We start from the raw sequence: 1,363 nt of genomic DNA, 5'->3' as shown, positions 1-1,363 counted from the left end.
AGACAGCCCTAGTGGAACCCCACATACGCCACCTCGACGGCGCCGTACGCGAAGTGTCCACACCCCCCTTCGCCGCCCCAGTAGCCGCCGGCTCCCTCGCCGACATCCCCTTCGACAACGCCCGCCAGGCCCCCACCGAAGCCGTCCTCTCCCGTAAGGGAAGCGACGGTCGCTGGCGGGACGTCAGCGCCGGTGACTTCGCCGAGGAAGTTCTCGCCGTGGCGAAGGGGCTCATCGCGGAGGGCCTCGCCCCCGGTGACCGCCTCGCGATCATGGCGCGTACGACGTACGAGTGGACGCTCCTCGACTTCGCGGCCTGGGCGGCAGGCCTCGTCACCGTGCCCGTCTATCCGACCTCCTCCGCCTATCAGACCCGGTGGATCGTGCAGGACTCCGGAGCCGTCGCCCTCGCCGCCGAGACCGCCGAACTCGCCTCCTCGCTCGGCCCGGAGCGCGACCGGATGCCCGATCTGCGGCACCTGTGGTCCTTCGAGAAGGGCGATGTGCGGCGGCTCGCCGAGCTCGGGCGGCGGAACGGGCACATCGACGATGCTGAAGTCCACGCCCGGCGCGGGGAGTTGAAGCCCTCCTCCGTCGCCACCCTCATCTACACCTCCGGCACCACTGGCCGCCCCAAGGGCTGCGTCCTCACCCACGGCAACTTCTTCGCCGAGGTCGACAACGCCATCGAACTGCTCCATCCGGTCTTCAAGTCGGTCAGCAAGGAGCCCGCCTCCACGCTGCTCTTCCTCCCGCTCTCCCATGTCTTCGGGCGCATGGTCGCCATCGGCTGTCTGCGCGCCCGCGTGCGGCTCGGGCACGCGCCGAGCATTCAGACCGAGGATCTGCTGCGAGACCTGGGGAGCTTCCGGCCGACCTTCCTCCTCGCCATCCCTTACGTCCTGGAGAAGGTCTTCAACACCGGGCGGGCCACCGCCGAGAAGATGAGGCGGGCCTCGTCCTTCGACCGTGCGGCGCGTATCGCGGTGCGGTACGGCGAGGCCGTCGAGGCGCGGCAGCACGGCACAGGGCCGGGACCGGCCTTCGGGTTGCGGATGGCCCGTGCGCTGTACGACCCGCTCGTCTACCGGCGGATCCGCGCCGCCCTCGGCGGCAAGGTGCGGTACGCGATCTGCGGCGGCTCACCGCTCGGGCGCAGGCTCGCCGCCTTCTACGCGGGGGCCGGCATCGAGATCTTCGAGGGGTACGGGCTGACCGAGACCACCGCGGCGGCGACCGTGACACCGCCGCTGAAGCCGCGCCTGGGGACCGTCGGCTGGCCGCTGCCCGGCACGAAGGTGCGGATCGCGGACGACGGGGAGGTGCTGCTCTCCGGCGGGCAGGTCTTCGCCGGGTACTGGGA

1 protein-coding gene is annotated in these 1,363 nt (G+C 71.1%); it reads left to right on the top strand.

Going from position 1 to position 1,363, the window contains the following annotated elements; translation table 11 throughout:
* Window positions 1-11: 11 nt before the first annotated feature.
* A partial coding sequence (locus E2651_RS43220) for an AMP-binding protein (RefSeq protein ID WP_245239561.1) occupies window positions 12-1,363 on the top strand: 1,352 nt, incomplete at its 3' end.

Origin of the sequence: Streptomyces sp. MZ04, from assembly GCF_004684775.1 — a bacterium.
Taxonomy (GTDB): domain Bacteria; phylum Actinomycetota; class Actinomycetes; order Streptomycetales; family Streptomycetaceae; genus Streptomyces.
Note: the sequence above shows the minus strand (reverse complement) of the source record. Positions and strands in the feature narration are given on the sequence as shown.